This is a genomic window from Pseudomonas sp. Marseille-Q5299 (genome assembly GCF_943737035.1).
Lineage (GTDB): Bacteria > Pseudomonadota > Gammaproteobacteria > Pseudomonadales > Pseudomonadaceae > Aquipseudomonas > Aquipseudomonas putida_E.
The window spans coordinates 297,927-316,662 of record NZ_CALSFR010000004.1 but is presented as its reverse complement, the minus strand read 5'-3'; the positions used below and the strand labels follow the sequence as shown (position 1 = coordinate 316,662).

20 protein-coding genes and 1 riboswitch are annotated in these 18,736 nt (G+C 63.8%); of the genes, 15 read left to right on the top strand and 5 right to left on the bottom strand.

All coding sequences use genetic code 11. The features are described 5' to 3' along the window. Positions 1-15: 15 nt before the first annotated feature. The 7 genes from NGJ21_RS14210 (at position 16) to NGJ21_RS14180 (ending at position 7,686) form a co-directional block, all read left to right on the top strand. Positions 16-1,164, top strand: a complete 1,149-nt coding sequence (locus tag NGJ21_RS14210) for an ABC transporter ATP-binding protein (protein ID WP_115275266.1) — start codon at positions 16-18, stop codon at positions 1,162-1,164. 421 nt (positions 1,165-1,585) lie between these two features. After that, on the top strand, positions 1,586-2,752 hold the full coding sequence (locus NGJ21_RS14205) for an acetyltransferase domain-containing protein (protein WP_251962227.1): 1,167 nt from the start codon (positions 1,586-1,588) through the stop codon (positions 2,750-2,752). A 28-nt stretch (positions 2,753-2,780) separates the two neighbouring features. Then, a riboswitch (cobalamin riboswitch) is annotated at positions 2,781-2,978 on the top strand. A 111-nt stretch (positions 2,979-3,089) separates the two neighbouring features. Then, positions 3,090-4,100 carry an ABC transporter substrate-binding protein gene (locus NGJ21_RS14200; RefSeq protein WP_115275268.1) on the top strand — a complete coding sequence of 337 codons (1,011 nt, stop codon included), beginning with the start codon at positions 3,090-3,092 and terminating at the stop codon, positions 4,098-4,100. After that, positions 4,100-5,116 carry a FecCD family ABC transporter permease gene (locus NGJ21_RS14195; RefSeq protein WP_251962226.1) on the top strand — a complete coding sequence of 339 codons (1,017 nt, stop codon included), beginning with the start codon at positions 4,100-4,102 and terminating at the stop codon, positions 5,114-5,116. Before NGJ21_RS14200 ends, NGJ21_RS14195 begins: the two co-directional genes overlap by 1 nt. Then, complete coding sequence (locus NGJ21_RS14190) at positions 5,113-5,901, top strand: ABC transporter ATP-binding protein (protein ID WP_119688668.1); 789 nt, start codon at positions 5,113-5,115, stop codon at positions 5,899-5,901. The genes NGJ21_RS14195 and NGJ21_RS14190 overlap by 4 nt, the downstream gene beginning before the upstream one ends. 16 nt (positions 5,902-5,917) lie before the next feature. Further along, positions 5,918-6,352, top strand: a complete 435-nt coding sequence (locus tag NGJ21_RS14185; protein WP_115275271.1) for a pseudoazurin — start codon at positions 5,918-5,920, stop codon at positions 6,350-6,352. After that, a complete protein-coding gene (locus NGJ21_RS14180; RefSeq protein ID WP_251962225.1) occupies positions 6,349-7,686 on the top strand; it encodes an OprD family porin in 1,338 nt (445 codons plus the stop codon). Before NGJ21_RS14185 ends, NGJ21_RS14180 begins: the two co-directional genes overlap by 4 nt. An 86-nt stretch (positions 7,687-7,772) precedes the next feature. On the opposite strand, the gene NGJ21_RS14175 is transcribed toward NGJ21_RS14180, so the two are convergent. Continuing rightward, positions 7,773-8,273, bottom strand: a complete 501-nt coding sequence (locus NGJ21_RS14175) for a GNAT family N-acetyltransferase (protein WP_115275273.1) — start codon at positions 8,271-8,273, stop codon at positions 7,773-7,775. 117 nt (positions 8,274-8,390) lie between these two features. Here NGJ21_RS14175 and NGJ21_RS14170 point away from each other — a divergent pair, with 117 nt between their 5' ends. The 4 genes from NGJ21_RS14170 (at position 8,391) to NGJ21_RS14155 (ending at position 11,858) form a co-directional block, all read left to right on the top strand. Continuing rightward, positions 8,391-8,870, top strand: coding sequence for a hypothetical protein (locus NGJ21_RS14170; RefSeq protein WP_115275274.1), 480 nt, complete (start codon positions 8,391-8,393; stop codon positions 8,868-8,870). Between the two features lie 86 nt (positions 8,871-8,956). Next, on the top strand, positions 8,957-10,540 hold the full coding sequence (locus NGJ21_RS14165) for a sensor domain-containing diguanylate cyclase (RefSeq protein WP_251962224.1): 1,584 nt from the start codon (positions 8,957-8,959) through the stop codon (positions 10,538-10,540). A 92-nt stretch (positions 10,541-10,632) separates the two neighbouring features. Continuing rightward, complete coding sequence (locus tag NGJ21_RS14160) at positions 10,633-10,959, top strand: hypothetical protein (protein WP_251962223.1); 327 nt, start codon at positions 10,633-10,635, stop codon at positions 10,957-10,959. A gap of 122 nt (positions 10,960-11,081) precedes the next feature. After that, positions 11,082-11,858 carry a ParA family protein gene (locus tag NGJ21_RS14155; protein ID WP_251962222.1) on the top strand — a complete coding sequence of 259 codons (777 nt, stop codon included), beginning with the start codon at positions 11,082-11,084 and terminating at the stop codon, positions 11,856-11,858. Positions 11,859-11,879: 21 nt separating this feature from the next. Here the strand turns inward: NGJ21_RS14155 and NGJ21_RS14150 are convergent, their stop codons facing one another. From NGJ21_RS14150 to NGJ21_RS14135, 4 genes are read right to left on the bottom strand one after another with little or no spacing between them, the layout of a single operon-like run. Continuing rightward, positions 11,880-12,614: an amino acid ABC transporter ATP-binding protein gene (locus NGJ21_RS14150; RefSeq protein WP_115275277.1), complete on the bottom strand. Its 735-nt coding sequence runs from the start codon at positions 12,612-12,614 to the stop codon at positions 11,880-11,882. After that, positions 12,601-13,248: an amino acid ABC transporter permease gene (locus tag NGJ21_RS14145; RefSeq protein WP_046787213.1), complete on the bottom strand. Its 648-nt coding sequence runs from the start codon at positions 13,246-13,248 to the stop codon at positions 12,601-12,603. Before NGJ21_RS14145 ends, NGJ21_RS14150 begins: the two co-directional genes overlap by 14 nt. Beyond that, positions 13,249-13,914 carry an amino acid ABC transporter permease gene (locus NGJ21_RS14140; protein ID WP_161872067.1) on the bottom strand — a complete coding sequence of 222 codons (666 nt, stop codon included), beginning with the start codon at positions 13,912-13,914 and terminating at the stop codon, positions 13,249-13,251. Positions 13,915-13,936: 22 nt separating this feature from the next. Next, positions 13,937-14,722 (bottom strand): transporter substrate-binding domain-containing protein, encoded by a 786-nt coding sequence (locus NGJ21_RS14135; RefSeq protein ID WP_046787215.1) that lies wholly within the window; start codon positions 14,720-14,722, stop codon positions 13,937-13,939. Between the two features lie 278 nt (positions 14,723-15,000). Between NGJ21_RS14135 and NGJ21_RS14130 the strand changes: the two genes are divergently transcribed. The 4 genes from NGJ21_RS14130 (at position 15,001) to NGJ21_RS14115 (ending at position 18,698) form a co-directional block, all read left to right on the top strand. Then, positions 15,001-15,684: a FadR/GntR family transcriptional regulator gene (locus tag NGJ21_RS14130; protein WP_046787355.1), complete on the top strand. Its 684-nt coding sequence runs from the start codon at positions 15,001-15,003 to the stop codon at positions 15,682-15,684. A gap of 192 nt (positions 15,685-15,876) precedes the next feature. Next, positions 15,877-17,214, top strand: coding sequence for an MFS transporter (locus tag NGJ21_RS14125; protein WP_174141658.1), 1,338 nt, complete (start codon positions 15,877-15,879; stop codon positions 17,212-17,214). Positions 17,215-17,403: 189 nt separating this feature from the next. Next, a complete protein-coding gene (aroQ, locus tag NGJ21_RS14120; protein ID WP_115275279.1) occupies positions 17,404-17,853 on the top strand; it encodes a type II 3-dehydroquinate dehydratase in 450 nt (149 codons plus the stop codon). Next, positions 17,850-18,698: a shikimate dehydrogenase gene (locus NGJ21_RS14115; protein ID WP_115275280.1), complete on the top strand. Its 849-nt coding sequence runs from the start codon at positions 17,850-17,852 to the stop codon at positions 18,696-18,698. The genes aroQ and NGJ21_RS14115 overlap by 4 nt, the downstream gene beginning before the upstream one ends. Positions 18,699-18,736: the final 38 nt, after the last annotated feature.

Sequence of the window (18,736 nt, the reverse complement as noted above, 5' to 3'; positions counted from 1 at the left end):
CCGGAGAAAACAACAATGAGTGCAGTGATCAAAGACAACGCGCACAACAAGACCCTGGTCAGCCTGCGCGGCCTGAACAAGCATTACGGTGACTTCACCGCCGTGGATAACCTCGACCTGGAAATCCAGGACGGCGAGTTTCTCACCTTCCTCGGCTCCAGCGGCTCGGGCAAGTCCACCACCCTGTCGATGCTGGCCGGGTTCGAGACGCCCAGCAGCGGCGAGATTCTGGTCGAGGGCCAGTCGCTGGTGAATGTGCCACCGCACAAGCGCGACATCGGCATGGTGTTCCAGCGTTACTCGCTGTTCCCGCACCTGAATGTGCGTGACAACATCGCCTTCCCCTTGGCCATCCGCAAGCTCGGCGCGGCAGAAACCAAGAAGCGGGTCGACGCCATGCTCAAGCTGGTACAACTGGAGGCGTTCGCCCACCGCAAACCCTCGCAGATGTCGGGCGGCCAGCAACAGCGTGTGGCGATTGCCCGCGCCCTGGTGTACGAACCACGCATCCTGCTGATGGACGAGCCACTCGGCGCGCTGGACAAGAAACTGCGCGAAGACCTGCAGGATGAACTGCGCCAGCTGCACCGCCGGCTGGGCATCACCATCGTCTACGTCACCCACGACCAGGAAGAAGCCATGCGCCTGTCCCAGCGCATCGCCATCTTCAGCCACGGCAAGATCGTCGGCCTGGGCACCGGCTATGACCTCTACCAGAACCCGCCCAACGCCTTTGTCGCCTCGTTCCTGGGCAACTCCAACTTCCTGCGCATCACGGCCAGCAGCAACGGTGCCGGCAGTTTCGAAGGCCAGCCAGTGGCGATCCGCCTGACGCCTGGCCTGGCGGCAGGCCAAGATGCGCTGATCATGGTACGCCCGGAAAAGGCCCTGGCACTCACCGCCGACCAGGCTGCACGCGAGCCGTTGCCAGCGGGCTGGAACGAAGTGCTTGCCAAGGTTGGCGAAGTGCTGTTCCTCGGCGAAAGCCAGACCTGCCATGTAATGACCCCGGGCGGTACTGAACTGACCGTGAAAGCACTGTCGGCTGCGGGTATGTCCATGCAGCCCGGAGACACCGTGAAGGTCCGCTGGGCGGTTGCAGATGCCTGCATCTACACCGAATGGGCGCAAAGCGACCTGAGCAAGTCGGCCGGCGCGCACTGAGCAGCAGCAGCAGGTAAATGGTTGACGCGCATCCCGCCCAATAGTCATACGCGCGCCAGTTTCAGGCATCCTGCGCCGCCGCGCGCGGGGTGAAACGGGAGCCGGTGCGTCGGGGGCCACGACAAGTCCGGCGCTGCCCTCTCAAGCCCGTGGTGTTTGTACCTGGAGGCGACTGCGTGCCGCAGTCGCACTTGGCGACGGTGGCTTACAGCTTCTGATTTGAGCTGACTGTATTGGCCTCATCGCCGGCAAGCCGGCCACACAGGGACCCCGCTGCTCTCGAGCTCAGCGCAAACCCAGTAGGAGCTGGCTTGCCGGCGATGACGGCTGAACCGCCACTGCAAAAACCACTACCCGGCACAAATGAAATAGTTATAAGATAACGTTTCATTTGACATCCATTCCTGCCTGCGACCCCTCCATGACAAGTGCCGCCGCCACCCCCACCCAGCTCACCCAGCGCCTGCAGAGCATCGATGCCCTGCGCGGCCTGGTGATCCTGTTCATGCTGCTCGACCACGTCCGCGAGACATTTTTCCTGCACCGCCAGGTCAGCGACCCGATGAGCATCGACGCCACCGACCCGTCCCTGTTCTTCAGCCGCACCCTGGCCCACCTATGTGCACCAGTGTTCGTACTGCTCACTGGCCTGTCAGCGTGGCTGTACGGCGAGAAGTATCAGGGCCGCAGCGATGTCTCGGCGTTCCTGTTCAAGCGCGGCCTGTTCCTGGTGGTGCTGGAGTTCACCCTGGTGAATTTCGCCTGGACCTTCCAGCTGCCGCCCAGTGTCATCTACCTGCAGGTGATCTGGGCAATCGGCGTCAGCATGATCGCCCTGTCGCTGCTGGTATGGCTGCCGCGCCCGGCGCTGGTTGTGCTGGGCGCAGTGATCATCGCCGGGCACAACCTGCTCGACAGCCTGCACTTTGGCGCTGAGTCGGCGATGCATGTGCCGTGGGCGATCCTGCATGACCGTGGCTGGCTGGAGCTCTCTGAAAGCCTGCGCCTGCGCACCTCCTACCCGGTACTGCCGTGGATCGGCGTCATTGCCTTGGGCTATGGCCTGGGCCCTTGGTTCGCCCGTGGCAGCGATACCGGCCAGCGTCAGTACCGCCTGCTGCTGGCAGGGGTCATCGCCCTGCTCGGCTTCATGGCGCTGCGCATGCTCAATGGCTACGGCGAAGCGCCGTGGAGCGGCTACCCGACGCTTACCCAGACCGTGATGAGTTTCTTCAACATCACCAAATACCCGCCTTCGTTGTTGTTCCTGGCCCTGACCCTGGGCTGCGGCCTGCTGTTGCTGCGCGCCTTTGAGCGCGCAGGGCAAGCCCGCTGGATCGGTGCCCTGGCGGTGTTTGGCGCGGCACCGATGTTCTTCTATCTGCTGCACCTGTACGTGTTGAAACTGATGTACCTGGCCAGCGTCGCCCTGTTCGGCCGCAATCACGGCGACTACTTCGGTTTTGACGGCATTGGCGCGGTGTGGCTGGGTGCTGTGCTGCTGGCCATGGCGCTGTACCTGCCGGTGCGCTGGTTCGCCAGGCTAAAGGCGCGCCGACGCGACATCACCTGGCTCAAGTACTTCTGATTTAGCGTTTTCACCGGCTGCCTGATGGTCTACCATGCGGGCCGCCGGTTTCCACCACGGAAATAATAGGGAATCCCAGGCCGCCCAGGCGCGCCAAACGGAACTGCCCCCGCAACTGTAGGTGCCGAGCCCGCTCCATCGATGCCACTGGATCAGCCGATCCGGGAAGGCCGGAGCCGGGTGATGACGCACCAGTCAGGAGACCTGCCGGCTTACATTCACCAACCGGCGGGGTGTCCGGGATTGGCCATCAGAGTTGCCCCTGTCGCCTGCAGGGGCGCGGCGATGCCTGTCCGTGCGTTCCTTCCGTGAACTGTCCGATAGGAGATCGCCCCGCATGCTGTCCCGTTTCGCCACCCTGCTCGCCGGCTTGAGCCTCACCGGCGCTGCCCAGGCCGCCGCCACGCACTACCCGCTGACCGTGGACAACTGCGGCATGCCGCAGACCTTCACCCACGCCCCCGAGCGCGCAGTCACCATCGGCCAGGCCGGCACCGAAATCCTCTACGCGCTGGGGTTGGGCGACAAACTGGCCGGCACATCGCTGTGGTTCAACAACGTCTTGCCCGAATACAAGGCGCAGAACGACAAGGTGCCGCGCCTGGCCGACAACGACCCGAGCTTCGAAGCAGTGGTGGGCAAGCGACCAGAGTTGGTGGCGGTGCAGTTCGAGTGGATGGTCGGCGCCCAGGGCGTGGTCGCGACCCGTGAGCAGTTCAACGAACTGAAGGTCCCCACCTATCTGCTGCCCTCGGACTGCGAAGGCAAGGACAACCTGGTGGGGGCCGATGGCACGCGACTACAGGCGTTTCAGGTCCAGAGCATCTACAAGAGCGTCAGCCAGCTGGCGGAAATCTTCGACGTCCAGGACCGCGGCGCGGCACTGAACAGCGACCTCAAGGCGCGCCTGGACAGCGCCAGGCAACAACTGGCCGGCAAAGACCTGAGCCAGACTTCGGCACTGTTCTGGTTCTCCAGCGCCGACCTCGACATCGACCCCTACGTTGCGGGCCGCCAGGGCGTGGCGGACTTCATGCTGCGCACCCTGGGTGTACGCAACGTGGTCGAGTCCACCGAAGAGTGGCCCACGGTGGGCTGGGAAACCATCGCCAAGGCCAACCCTACGTGGCTGATCATCGCCCGCATGGATCGCCGCCGCTTTCCGGCCGACGACTACCAGAAGAAGCTCGAATTCCTGCGCAGCGACCCGGTAACCCAGCACATGGATGCCGTGAAGAACAACCGCATCATCATCCTCGACGCCGATGCCATGCAGGCCGGTATCCGCCTGTTCCGGGGCCTGCAGACCCTGTCGGCAGCCTTCGCCAGCGGTAAAGCGGCGCCGTGATGAACCGTAAGCTGCCCTGCTGCGCCCTGGCCCTGGTTGCCCTGCTCGGCGCGCTGCTTGCCGGCACCGCCATTGGCGAGACCACCGTGTCACCCAGCGTGGTGTACCAGGTACTGGCCAACCACCTGTGGCAGGCCGGTTACCCGGTCGACCCGATCGACGCCGGTATCGTCTGGAACTACCGCCTGACCCGCACGCTGGTCGCCGCAGCCTGTGGCGCAGGGCTGGCGACCTGTGGGGTGATCCTGCAGGCGCTGCTGCGCAACCCGCTGGCCGAACCCTATTTGCTGGGCCTGTCGGCCGGGGCTTCGACCGGCGCCGTGCTGGTGGGCCTGCTGGGCCTGGGCAGCGTTGCCCTGAGCATGTCGGGCGGCGCCTTCGTCGGCGCCATCGCGGCCTTCGCCCTGGTCCTGGTGCTGGCCCGCGCAGCCGGCCCGAGCAACAACAATGCCCAAGTGATCCTAGCAGGGATTGCCGGCTCGCAACTGTTCAACGCCCTGACGGCGTTTCTGATCACCAAATCGGCCACGGCCGAACAGGCTCGCGGCATCCTGTTCTGGCTGCTGGGCAACCTCAGTGGCGTGCGCTGGCCGTCAGTATGGCTGGCGCTGCCGGTGGCGCTGTTCGGGCTGGTGGTGTGCCTGTGGCACCGGCGCACACTGGACGCTTTCACCTTCGGTACCGATTCGGCGGCGTCGCTGGGCATTGCAGTGCGGCGCAGCCAGTTGCTGCTGATCAGTTGCGCGGCGCTGGTGACGGCGGTGATGGTGTCCATCGTCGGCGCCATCGGTTTTGTCGGGCTGGTCATCCCGCATGCCCTGCGCCTGATGCTCGGCCCAGGCCACAGCCGCCTGCTGCCGGCCAGCGCCCTGGGCGGTGCGCTGTTCCTGATCGCTGCGGACATGCTTTCACGCACGCTGATCCCCGGCCAGGTGATTCCAGTGGGCGTGGTCACAGCGCTGATCGGCGCACCTGTGTTTGCGTTGATCCTGGTCAGCCGCAGGGGGCGCGCATGACGGCCATGACACCCCCAAAGGTCGCCCCGCTCGCCTGCCAGGGCTTGGGTTTGCAACTGTCGGGCACCCCCGTGCTGCGCGATATCAACCTGACGATCGCCGCAGGTGAAACCCTTGGTATCGTTGGCCCGAATGGCTCCGGCAAATCCTCCCTGCTCAAACTGCTGGCCGGGCTGCGCACGCCGCATAGCGGCAGCGTGCAATTGCTCGGCGAGCCGCTTGCGCGCCTGCCGCGCAGGCGCATCGCCCAGGCCCTGGCGCTGGTCGAGCAACAGGCCGACACCCTCGACGCCATCAGCGTGTTCGACGCCGTGGCGCTAGGGCGTACCCCTTGGTTGTCCGCCCTGGCGCCGTTTTCCCAGGAGGATCGCGCGGTCGTCGAGCAGGCCCTGGCCGACCTCGATGCCTCGCACCTGCGCACGCGCATCTGGAGCTCGCTGTCCGGTGGCGAACGCCAGCGCGTACACATTGCCCGCGCTCTTGCCCAGCGCCCGCAGGTATTGCTGCTCGATGAGCCGACCAACCACCTCGACATCCAGCACCAGCTGAGCCTATTGCAACAGGTACAGGCGCTGCCGGTAACCACCCTGGTGGCCCTGCACGACCTGAACCAGGCGCTGACCTGCGACCGCGTGGCGGTGCTCGAACACGGCCGTCTGGTGGCCCTCGGCAAGCCGCTGGAGGTACTGACCCCCGAGCGTTTGCTGAGCACCTTCGGCGTACATGCCCACTACCTCACCGACCCCTTCGACGGCGCGCGCATCCTGCGCTTTCGCGCCCCCTGAACCAGGAAGCTCCCGCATGCTGTTGCGCACTACCGTCCTGCTGCTCGCCAACGCTCTGCTACCTCACGCTGCGCTGGCCGACGTGCACGAAGTGAAGATGCTCACCCGCGGCGCGGCCGGTGCCATGGTCTACGAGCCCGACCACCTGCGTATCGCACCGGGTGATACGGTACGTTTCGTGCCGACCCAGAGCGGCCACAACGCGGCCAGCCTGCCCAGGTTGCTGCCGGTAGGCGCCGAGGCTTTCAAGAGCAAGCTGAACCAGCCCTTCGAGCAGACCTTTACGGTGCCAGGGGTGTACGGCGTCCAGTGCATCCCACACCTGGCCATGGGTATGGTGATGCTGATCCAGGTGGGCGATACCGGCTTGACCGAATTGCCAGCGGATTTGCCTGCGCGGGCACGTACGCGCCTGGCAGCCCAACTGCAGCAGTTGGAGGCCGGCCAATGAACCGTTTGCTTCTGGCCCTGCCACTGCTGGGCCTGGCGCCCTTGGCGCTGGCTGAATCCGCACAGTCGCAGAGCAACGGCTTGGTCGAAGACAGCAGCTGGAGCATCCTCAACCGCACGGTCTACGACCAGCGTGACTACAAGCATGGCGGGCGCAACAGTGCCGCCCGCAATGCCTACAAACCCCGCAGTGAACGCAATGGCCTGGCCGAGGAATGGGCCTACGGTTTGATGGGTACATTCCAGTCCGGTTTTACCCAGGGCCTGATCGGTGTTGGCGTCGATGCCCATGCCTACCTTGGCGTACAACTCGACAGCGGTGGAGGTCGAACCGGCAAGGCTCGCCTACTCGGTGTGGACAACGATGGCCACCCTAAAAACGAATACAGCCGCGGCGGTGCCGCTCTGAAGCTTCGCCTGTCCGACACAGTGCTTTCCTATGGTGAGCAGCGAGTGAAAACGCCGGTATTCAGCTCTTCCGACAGCCGTTTGCTACCCGAAACCGCCACCGGTTTTTTCCTCACCAGCAATGAAATCGACAAGGTCAAGCTGGTTGCCGGGCACTTCAACGAAAGCACCGACCGCAATGCTTCAAGCCATGACCAGGGCTTCGTGGTGAACTACTCCAACGCCCGCCAGGGCAACAGCTTCGACCTCGCCGGTGCGGTGTGGAACCCCAGCGCTGCCTTGAGCGCCAGCCTGTACACCTCCCGCTATGAAGACACCTGGAACCAGCACTACCTGGGCAGCACCCTCACCCATGCACTGGATGACCGGCGCAGCCTGAGCCTGGACCTCAACCTGTACCGCACCACCGACACCGGCAAAGCGCTGTCCGGGCGCATCGACAACACCACCTGGAGCCTGGTCTCGCGCTATAGCCAAGGCCCCCATGCTTTCAGCCTGGGCTGGCAGCAGGTGGATGGCAACACGCCGTTCGACTACGTGACCCGCGGTGCAATCTATATTGCCAACGCCGTGCAGATGTCTGACTTCAACGCACCCAACGAAAAGTCCTGGCAAGCGCGCTATGACCTGAACATGGGCGCTTATGGGGTGCCGGGGTTGAACCTGACGGCGCTGTATGTGCGCGGGTTCGATATCGATGGCACGCACGTGGACCCCCACGGCGGGTATGCGTACCTGGGCTATGGCAAGGGTGGCAAACACTGGGAGAGGGACCTTGAGGCGCGGTATGTGGTACAGAGTGGCAAGGCCAAGGGCACGGCGTTTTCACTGAGGCACAATGTGCACCGCGGGGATACGGCGCAGGCGGAACTGGACGGCAACCAGATCCGCCTGGCCGTGGAGTGGCCGTTGTCGGGCGGGCTCTGAGTGGTTTCATCCTCCTTGTGCGCCGGTTTGATGAGGCCCTTGGCGTTGCGGGTATCCACCCTCGTCACTGCAAAGCAGGAAAGTTCCTAAATGACCTGGTACTGCTCCATGTGCGTAGTCCGCCACACCGGGTCATCCTCTACGTTGATCACCGTGAAGCCCTGCCGCTCCCAGAACCGGATCGCCCCTGCCAGAAACGGATGGGTGTGCAGGTACAGACACTCAACGCCTGCCTCGACGGCGTGCTCACGCAAGGCCTGGAACAATGCCGCGGCCAGGCCGTTGCGCCGGTATTCGGGGAGCACGAACAGGCGCACGATTTCGACGACGCGTTTGCCGTGGTAGTCGAGCTGGTGGAAGCGATGGTCATAGGGCAGGTAGCCAATGACTGCGATCAACGTGCCACGATCACGGGCTTCCAGAAAGTGCCCGTCGCCATCCAGGTAAGTCGCCTCGAAATGGGCCAGGTCTTTGGGCAAAGGCGAATGGGCGAGCATGGGGAACAGCTCGCGTCGGGCACTGTCGACGAAGGCAACGACTTCATCGATGGCGTCACGGCCGGGTGATTGCAAGGTCCAGTCGGGCATGGGGTTGAAGCGATGGCCTGGGGAACGTGTTTCTACCCTACAGCATCGGACGGCGCAATGCATGGTCGGCCCGACCTCGCTATAATCCCCGGCCTGAAACGCGCCCAAGGCCAGCCCATGCCCCGCCTCTGCAAGTTGTTGCTGCCCCTGCTGTTCGCCGCTGCCCTCACCGCCTGCGACCAGAAACCGACTCGAGAAGAGCAGATCGTGGCCAGCCTGCCCTTGCAGGAGGCCTATGAGCACAACATCGACCGCATGGCGTTGCTGCTGACCCGCAGCCACCCGCAACTCGACGAAGAAACAATCCGCAGCGTGCTGCGCAAGCACCTCACGGTCGAGGATCAGCGCCAGGACCTGTTCAAGCTCTACAGCGAAAAGAACTTCAGCGACGCCGAGTTCGCCACTATCGTCGAGGTGACTCGGGACCCGGCAAAGGCCAAGGCCTTGGAGCAGACCGAGGACGGCCAGCAACTGAGCGCGAAACTTACCCGGCTGATGCGCGAGACAGCACGCGATGAAAAGGCCCAGGCACTCGCAGCGCAGCGCCTGCAACGGGTGCAGGACGAGCTGGACGCATTGGAAAACGCCGGTTCCTGAACGATTGCGACAGCCCCACATCCCTCCCGTAGCGGTGCAAGCCCATAACGAGTAAGGTTATTTCTTTTGCGTCAGTGAGGTCTGGATTGCCACACGCCAAGCATGGACTGCGCCTGGACTTGCGCACGCTGATCCTCAGCCTTTGCACACTCACAGCCCTGGTGATGCTCTGTGCCAGCTACTTCGCCAGCTACCGGGTGCAGCGCCAGTTGCTGATCGATAACGCCCTGGAGGCCAACCGGGTATATGCGGCGAAGCTGGCGGCAATCACCGAAACCTTCATCGCCACTGCCTTGCAACAGCTGTCATTCAGCGCCAGTGTGCAGGGGCGGCAACTGGCCGACGGCGCTGCGCTGGAAGCAGAAACCACACGGTTGCTGCGCCAGAGCATGGCCTTCAACTCCACCTTCGTGGTCGATGCCGAAGGTATCGTGAGGGCGATTTCACCCGCTGCGCTGCGCCATTACCTTGGCCGCAAGGTACAGACGCCCGGTACTGAAGAGGCATTGCGCGAGCGCCGGCCCCTGGTGTCGACGCCCTACCTGTCGGCGGCCAACAACCTGGTGGTGGCGCTGTCGCAGCCGATCTTCGATGCCAACGGCCGCTACCTGGGCTATGTCGGCGGCAGCCTGTACCTGCGCGAACGCAACATACTCAACAGCCTGCTGGGCGAGCATTTCTACAAGGACGGCTCCTACCTCTATGTGGTCGATCGCAACCGCCGCCTGCTCTATCACCCCAATGCCGAACGGGTAGGCAGCGTGGTCGAAGGCAATACCCTGATCGACCAGCTGACCGAACTGCAGTACGGCACGCGGCAGGTCATCAATAGCCAAGGGGTAGCCATGCTGGCGGGCTTCGCCACAGTGCCCAGTACCGGTTGGGGCGTGGTGGCGCAACAACCGCTGGCGCAAACGGTGGCGCCGTTGAGTCATCTGATTCTCACTGTCATGGGCATCTCGGCCCCCCTGGCACTGGTGGGCAGCCTGCTGCTGTGGTGGCTGGCGTTGACCATCGCCAGGCCACTTTGGCAACTGGCCGCCGGCGCCCGCACCATGGACCGCACCGGCAACGCCGAACGGCTGCACAGGGTACATGCCTGGTACTTCGAGGCTGCGGAACTAAAGCGGGCCATGCTGTTCGGCCTGAACCTCTTGCAAGAGCGCATCGGCCGGCTCAACCGCGATGCCCAGACCGATCCGCTGACCGGCCTGGGCAACCGCCGCAGCCTGGAGTTCAAGCTGTCGCTGCTGGAGGCCGAAGGCCGCGCGTTTTCGGTCATCGTGCTGGATATCGACCACTTCAAACGGATCAACGATGGGCATGGGCATGATGTCGGGGACCAGGTACTACAGCGCCTGGCCGCAATCATGCGCGGCTGTTGCCGTGAAGGTGACCTGCTGTGCCGGACCGGTGGGGAGGAGTTCCTGATGCTGCTGCCGGGGGCCGGCCTGGTAGTCGCGACAACGGTGGCGCAGCGACTGCGCGTGATGGTGCAGGACACCGCGATAGAACCGGTAGGCGCTGTGACCATCTCACTGGGGGTGGCGCACTGGCACGCCGAGCAGGATCGCGAGCCGGGTGCAGCGCTCAGCCAGGCGGATAGCGCGTTGTACCGGGCCAAGCGCGGAGGGCGAAATCAGGTGTGCAGCGAAGCTGGCGGGCGTTGATGGCGGCCATCCGTCGGTTGCACGGCACCTTGCAGCCCGCCAACCAGCCGAAGATTGGGTAATCAATCCACAAGGAGATCACCATGAAGCGGATGACTCATCATGCGCTGTTGCTCGCCCTTTGCCTGGGCGCCGGCACACCCGTCGCCCTGGCGGCGACCGACATGAACGACAACGCTAACTCGCCCGCCGGCTCCGGCACGACGGCAGGCGACAAGAGTGGCGCAACGGGGTCGGGCGTGCCTGCCGATGCCACCGGCAGCGGAACGGGTAGCAATGACACTGACAATACCGGGGGAGACGGAACTACCAAGGGCTCGGGCAGCAACGGATCAGGGGGCTCCGGTGGGGCTTCGGGCTCGGGAAGTGATAGCGGCGGTAGTGGTGGTGGTAGTGGCGGGTCAGGTAGTGGCGGCTGAGCAGATCCCCCACGGGCGGGTTATCGGGACCAGATGTAACAAGTATTGTCATAAAACTGTCGTGTATTGGTCATAGGATTGACCCCAACCTGACATTTCCCTTCTTCATGGATGAGCGTCTCATGCGTCGTGTGGTTTTCAATCAGAAAGGTGGCGTGGGCAAGTCAAGCATCGCCTGCAACCTTGCCGCCGCCAGTGCCGCGGAGGGTTATCGCACGTTGCTGGTCGACCTCGACCCACAGGCCAACGCCACCTACTACCTCACTGGCCTCACCAACGACGCCATCCCCGCCGGCATCGCCGACTTTTTTCGCCAGACGCTGTCGCCCGTCACCGCTGCTGGCAAGAAGCACCGGGTGGCCATCACCGAAACCCGCTACCGCAACCTGCACCTGGTGACCGCCAGCCCCGACCTCAGCGACTTGCAGAGCAAGCTTGAGAGCAAGTTCAAGATCAACAAGCTGCGCAAGCTGTTGCTGGAGCTGGACGAGGACTACGAACGGATCTACATCGACACCCCACCTGCGCTCAACTTCTATACCTTCAGCGCCTTGGTGGCGGCTGAGCGCCTGTTGATCCCGTTCGACTGCGACAGCTTCTCGCGCCAGGCGCTGCACAGTGTCATGGCCGAGGTCGAGGAGCTGCGCCTGGACCACAACCCGGCGCTGCAAGTGGAAGGCGTCGTGGTCAACCAGTTCGCCGGCCGCACCGCGTTGCACAAGACGTTGGTTGACCAACTGCGCAGCGAGGGCATGCCCGTGCTGCCGGTGTACTTGAGCAGCTCGATCAAGATGCGAGAGTCGCACCTGGCGTCGGTACCGCTGGTACACCTGGCGCCGCGGCACAAACTGGCGATGGAGTTCGTCGACCTGCTCGATGTGCTGGAGCGGGCCGCCTGAGCTGCACTCAATGATGCAGGCTCAGGCCGATACCACTGAGCCTATGAAATTGGCCAGCTCGGCCGTTTTCGGTGCAGCGAACACTTCACGCGGGTTACCCACTTCATGCACCTTGCCATGGTGCATGAACACCAGTTTATCGCCCACTTCGCGGGCAAAGCGCATCTCATGGGTGACCATGATCAGGGTCATGCCTTCGCTGGCCAGCTGGCGCACCACGCCCAACACCTCGTTGACCAGTTCGGGGTCGAGCGCCGAGGTGATCTCGTCGCACAGCAGCACCTTGGGCGACATGGCCAGCGCCCTCGCGATCGCCACCCGCTGTTGCTGGCCTCCGGAAAGCCGGTCGGGGTAGGCATCGAACTTTTCCGCCAGGCCCACCCGCGCCAGCATCTGCTCAGCCAGCTGGCGCGCCTGGGCCTTGCTGGCCTTCTTCACCACCTGCGGCGCGAGCATCACGTTCTCGCCCACGCTCAGGTGTGGGAACAGGTTGAACTGCTGGAACACCATGCCCACTTTCTGGCGCAGCGCGCGCAAGTCGGCGCGGCCGGCATCGAGGTATTCACCGTCCACTTCGATCACGCCATCGCTGATCGACTCAAGGCCGTTGAGCGTGCGCAACAAGGTACTTTTGCCCGAACCGCTGCGGCCGATGATCGCTACCACCTCGCCCTCTTCGATGCTCAGGTCAACGCCTTTGAGTACATGGTTGTCGCCGTAGTATTTGTGCAGCGCGGACACTCTAAGCAGGGGCATGCAGCCTCCTTTCCAGATAACGGGCGCTCAGCGAGAGCGGGTAACAGAGGATGAAATAGCCCAGCGCAACCAGGCCGTAGACCATGAACGGCTCGAAGGTGGCGTTGGCCAGCATGCCGCCGGTCTTGGTCAACTCGGTGAAACCGATGATCGAGGTGACCGCCGTGCCTTTGACCACCTGCACCGAAAAGCCCACGGTCGGTGCCACGGCAATGCGCAACGCCTGTGGCAGGATCACGTGGCGCAGCTGCTCCATGCGGCTCAGCGCCAGGCTGCCGGACGCTTCCCACTGGCCGTTTGGAATGGACTCAACGCAGCCGCGCCAGATCTCTGCGAGAAACGCACTGGTGAACAGGGTCAGGGCGATGGCAGCCGCCATCCAGGCAGACACATCCAGGCCGAACAAGGCAATGCCGAAAAACACCATGAACAGTTGCATCAGCAATGGCGTGCCCTGAAACAGCTCGATGTAGCCCCGCGCCAGGCCACGCAGCCACGGCCATTGAGAAATGCGTGCGACCAGCACCAGCAGCCCTGCCAGGCCACCGAAGAAGAAGGCCACCAGCGACAACAGCAAGGTCCACTGCAGGCCGATCAGCAGGTTGCGCAGGATGTCCCAGAAGGTGAAGTCCATTCAGCGTCTCCCCATCAGCAGACGTTGCCCAACCCATGCCAGCAACTGGCGCAAGGCGATGGCCATGATCAGGTACAGCACGGTGGTCAGCAGGTAGGTTTCAAATGCACGGAAATTGCGCGACTGGATGAAGTTGGCGGCGAACGACAGCTCCTCGGTGGCGATTTGCGAACACACCGCCGAGCCGAGCATGACGATCACGATCTGGCTCGTCAGTGCCGGCCATACCTTGGCCAGGGCAGGCTGCAATACCACATGGCGAAACGCCTCGAAGCGGCTCATGGCCAAGGCTGCGGCAGCTTCCAGCTGGCCTTTGGGAATGGCCTGGATGCCCGCCCTGATGATCTCGGTGGAGTAGGCACCCAGGTTGATCACCATGGCCAGCACCGCCGCCTGCCATTCGCTCAGGCGAATGCCCAGCGCCGGCAGGCCGAAGAAGATGAAGAACAGCTGGACGATGAAGGGCGTGTTGCGGATCAGTTCCACGTACAGGCCAAACAGCATGTCGAAGGGGCGCACACGCCAGGCGCGAACCCCCGCGCCGAGCACGCCGATGGCCACGCCCAGCAAGGTGCCGACCACCGTCAGCTGCAGGGTGAACCAGGCGCCCTTGAGCAACAGGGGGGCCTGGGCCAGCACGGGGGCGAAGTCGAATTCATAGGCCATGGTGGCAAACTCCGGGTACAGCTCAGAGGTCGGCCGGCAGCGGCTGCTTCAGCCATTTTTCGGCATTGCGGTTGAGGCTGCCGTCGGCCTTGGCGGCTTCGAGCGTGGCGTTCACTTTGTCCAGCAGCGCCGGCTCGTTCTTGGCCAGGCCCACATAAACGGGCGAGTCCTTGAGCTTGACCTTGACCACCGGCACCTTGGCCGGGTTCTTCTGGGCAATGGCGGCCATTACCACGCTACCGCTGGCGATCAGTTCGACCTGGCCAGAGAGGTAGGCGGCGATGGTCGAGTTGTTGTCTTCAAAGCGCTTGATCACCGCCCCCTTTGGCGCTACGGCGCTCAGTTCCATGTCCTCGATCGAGCCACGGGTGACGCTGATGGTCTTGCCAGCGACGGCGTCGATGCCCGCGATGTCCACCTCGGCCGGGCCGAATACGGCCAGGTAGAACGGCGCATAGGGCCGGGAGAAATCGATCACTGCCGCACGCTCCGGGTTCTTGCCGAGGCTGGAAATCACCAGATCGACCTTGCCTGTGGTGAGGAACGGTATGCGGTTGGTGCTGTTTACCGGGGTCAGGGCCAGCTTCACACCCAGCTTGTCTGCCAGCAGTTGTGCAGTGTCGATGTCCAGGCCACGGGGTTTGAGGTCTGGCCCGACCGAGCCGAAAGGCGGGAAGTCCTGGGGCACTGCCACCTTGAGCACGCCACGGGCGCTGATGTCGGCCAGGGCATCAGCCTGGGCGGTTGGCAGCACAAGGGCGCTGCTGCAGAACAGGCTGGCCAGGAACAAGGTGCGGAATGTCTTCATGGTGTGGCCTCGCAGGTAACCAGGGAAAAGAGTGCTGGCTGGCCAGTGCACGGGCCATGCCAACGTCCGTGCTGGCACCGGCTTGACGTGCGCAAGCCCTGAGCTGAACGGTCTTACTGGTCTGAACAGTTGCTTGCCTGCCCGCTTACCCCGCCGCCGTCACGCCCCGCTTTTGTGCAAGGCCGCATTTGCCTGCATCAGCGCGGAGCAATGCTTGCAAGCGCCTGACAATGGCCGTAAAAAGCCAAGGTCATCGCCCTCCGACCGGTCTGAACAGCATGCTCGACACCCTACCCCGCGCCGTCCCCGAACAGGCCCTGCAAGGCATCCGCAAATTGATCGAAGACGGCGGCTATCAGCCCGGCGATGCCCTGCCCTCGCAGCGCGACCTTGCCGAGCAGTTGGGGGTCAGCAGGGCCTCTCTGCGAGAAGCACTGTCCTCCCTCAGCGCTCTGGGGTTGGTGAGCGTGCAGCCGGGCAAGGGTGTGTTCGTGCAGGCGCCAGCGCCTTCGGCATTTGCCTGGCCGTATGCCGAACAGGTCTCTGCAAGCGACACCTTCCAGCTGCGTTACGCCTTGGAAGGTTTCGCTGCCGGGCAGGCGGCACTGGCACTGACTGCGGACGACATCGATCGCCTGGAAGTCAATGTAGAGGCGATGCATCAGGAGTTGCGCGCGGGCCGCTTCGAAGCCGCCGCACGGCTGGATTTCGCCTTTCACCAGCAGTTGCTGCAAGCCTGCGGCAACCACGCCATGCTGCAGGTGATCACCGCCAGCCAGGAGATATTCCTGGAAAGCCAGAAGCTGCCCTTTATCCGCCCGGAACGGGCGATGGAAACCTGGCAGGAGCACCGCAAGATCCTGCGCGCCCTGGCTCGCCGTTCACAGGCGGCGGCGCAGAAGGCGATGCAGGAGCATATTCGCAACGCGGCTTCGCGTACCGGGGTGGTGTTTTCGGTATAACACCCACTCATTGCCGGGCTGACCGCGGCTTGGCCACGAATGGGCGCACGCGGTCAAAACAGATATCTGGGCGTCGCCCTCGAAGAAGCGCCCTCGCTACCGCGCCGGTTTACTGCCTGCAACAACAACGACGAAGCGGCCAGACCGCTTCGCTAATCCGCCAGGCTGCCTTTGAAACCGGAGCGTTTCTCTATGTCCGCATCTCACGAGGTATCCCCCGCCACTCTGCGCCGGGTCATCGCCGCCTCGGCCATCGGCAACTTCGTCGAATGGTTCGACTTTGCCGTCTACGGCTTTCTCGCAACGATCATCGCCAGCCAGTTCTTCGCCAGCGGCGATGCCAGCGTGGCCTTGCTGAAGACCTTTGCCGTTTTCGCCGTGGCCTTCGCCTTGCGGCCACTGGGCGGGATCGTGTTCGGGGCGCTGGGTGACCGGCTGGGACGCAAACGCATCCTGTCACTGACCATCCTGCTGATGGCCGGCTCCACCACACTGATCGGCCTGCTGCCGACCTACGCCAGCATCGGCCTTGCCGCCCCCGCGCTACTGACCCTTGCGCGCTGCCTGCAGGGGTTCTCCGCAGGCGGTGAGTATGCAGGTGCCTGTGCGTACCTGATGGAGCACGCACCGCAAAACAAGCGGGCCTTCTATGGCAGCTTCGTGCCCGTGTCGACCTTCTCTGCCTTCGCCTGTGCGGCGGTGATCGCCTACGGCCTTGAGGCAAGCCTGTCGGCCGAAGCGATGGCGGCCTGGGGCTGGCGCATACCGTTCCTGGTGGCGGCGCCGCTGGGCCTGGTGGGCCTTTACCTGCGCTGGCGCATGGAGGAAACCCCGGCATTTCGCGAGGCCATCGCTCAAGGCAAGACCCATGAGCATTCGCCGCTCAAGGACACGTTGCGTAACCACGGCCGGGCCATCCGCAATCTGGGTGCCTTCATCTCGCTTACAGCGTTGTCGTTCTACATGTTCACTACCTACTTCGCCACCTACCTGCAAATGGTCGGCAACCTGACACGCGCCCAGTCGCTGTTGGTGACAACGGTAGCGCTGGTGTTCGCCGCCATCGGTTGTCCGCTGGCCGGCGCGTTCTCGGACCGGGTCGGGCGGCGCAAGACCATTGGTTTCACCTGCCTGTGGGTAATGGTCTGTGTATTCCCGGCTTATTGGCTGGCAAGTTCCGGGTCGGTGACGGCTGCGCTGGTGGGGGTCATCCTGTTGGCGGTGGGCGCACTGTGCAGTGGTGTGGTGACCGCCGCGTTGCTCTCGGAGAGTTTCCCGACCCGCACGCGCTACACCGCATCGGCGATTACCTACAACGTGGCCTATACGCTGTTTGGCGGCACCGCACCGCTGGTGGCGACCTGGCTGATCGGGCAGACCGGCAGCAGCCTGGCGCCAGCGTTCTACCTGGTGGTCATCGCACTGGTGGCGCTGGTGGGTGGGCTGGCGCTGCCAGAAACCTCGCGAATATCGTTGCATGAAGAAACAGCCGGGGATGAAGTGGGTCGTGAGGCCGCCCGCACCGTTTGAGAGGTGGGGCTGCCTTTGCAGCCCTTTCGTAACAAGAGGCGCCTTCAAAGGGCACACCCGCGCTAAGAACGCTGGGGTCTGCGTCCGATAATCGCCCACTTTCCACGATGCGGCAGCCAACCCAATTGACGAAACTAACCAGGTGGTACAAACATACGGGCATTCAACAACAACAAAGTGATGCCCGCCATGAAGCCCCTTATCCTCGTGCTCAACGGCCCCAACTTGAACATGCTGGGTACCCGCGAGCCTGCCCAGTACGGCCGTGAAACCCTTGCTGACCTGGCTCAGAGCTGCGCAGACACCGCGCAGGCCCACGGCCTGGAAATCGAATTCCGCCAGACCAACCACGAAGGCGACCTGATCGACTGGATCCACGCTGCCCGTGGTCGCTGCGCCGGTATCGTGATCAACCCCGGTGCCTGGACCCACACCTCGGTGGCCATCCGAGACGCGCTGGTCGCCAGCGAGGTGCCAGTGATCGAGGTGCACCTCTCCAACGTGCACAAGCGCGAGCCGTTCCGCCACCTGTCGTTCGTCTCGTCGATCGCGGTGGGTGTGATCTGCGGCCTGGGCAGCCACGGCTACCGCATGGCTCTGGCGCACTTCGCCGAAATGCTCCAGGAGCAGGCAGCATGACTCAGCCGGCCATCCTTGCCGGCCTGATCGGCCGTGGTATTCAACTGTCGCGCACCCCTGCCCTGCATGAACATGAAGGCGATGCGCAGGACTTACGCTACCTCTACCGCCTGATAGACGCCGACCAGTTGCAACTGGAAGACAGCGCCTTGGCGCAATTGCTCGAAGCGGCCCAGCACACAGGCTTCACCGGGCTCAATATCACCTACCCGTTCAAGCAGGCGATCCTGCCGCTGCTCGACGAGCTGTCCGATGAGGCCAGGGGTATCGGTGCGGTCAACACCGTGGTCCTCAAGGACGGCAAGCGTGTAGGCCATAACACCGACTGCCTGGGCTTCGCCGAGGGCTTGCGCCGCGGCCTGCCCGACGTCGCGCGCCGGCAGGTGGTGCAGATGGGTGCCGGCGGTGCTGGCTCGGCAGTGGCCCATGCATTACTGGGCGAAGGGGTCGAGCGGCTGGTGCTGTTCGAAGTCGATGCAGCGCGTGCCCAGGCGCTGGTCGACAACCTCAACGGCCATTTCGGCGCAGGCAGAGCCATTGTGGGCACGGACCTCGCGGCTGAGATTGCCGAAGCGGACGGGCTGGTCAACACCACGCCGGTCGGCATGGCCAAACTGCCGGGCACACCGCTGCCGGTCGAGCTGCTGCATGCCCGGCTGTGGGTGGCGGAGATCATCTATTTCCCGCTGGAAACCGAGCTGCTGCGCGCCGCACGGGCACTGGGCTGCCGGACCCTGGATGGCAGCAACATGGCTGTGTTCCAGGCGGTGAAAGCGTTCGAACTGTTCAGTGGCCGCCAGGCCAATGCCGAGCGCATGCAGGCACATTTCGCCAGCTTCGGTTGAGCCCGTGCCGTTCCTTTCGCGGGTTTACTCGCGAAAGG